1 pseudogene is annotated in these 289 nt (G+C 64.0%); it reads left to right on the top strand.

Going from position 1 to position 289, the window contains the following annotated elements:
* Window positions 1-67 precede the first annotated feature (67 nt).
* A pseudogene (locus KVT38_RS33655) lies at window positions 68-289 on the top strand (hypothetical protein); the annotation flags it as partial.

Here is a 289-nt window from a genome sequence, read left to right as displayed (position 1 = left end):
GGGGGCACCCGTGAGAGCGCATCGAGGGGCAGGTCAATCATTCATCCACGTACAAGGTGGGCTCAACATGCAAACAAAGAAACGGATCGTGCAGCTCGCGGTACTGAGTTTGATCGGAGCGATGTGTCTGGCGGCATGCGGCAGCAACAACAATGAAGGCGCGCCCCCGTCTCCTGCGGCCAGCGGTTCGGCAGGCGCTTCGGCGAGCGCATCGGCTCCGGCGTCCGGATCGGCATCGGCACCGGCTCCAGCCGGCGCAGCCGACATCTCCGGCAAAGTAACGTATGCG

Origin of the sequence: Cohnella sp. GbtcB17 (assembly GCF_019091135.1) — a bacterium.
GTDB lineage: Bacteria > Bacillota > Bacilli > Paenibacillales > Paenibacillaceae > Cohnella.
The sequence above is the reverse complement of the archived record's forward strand: the minus strand, read 5'-3'. Positions and strand labels throughout refer to the sequence as shown.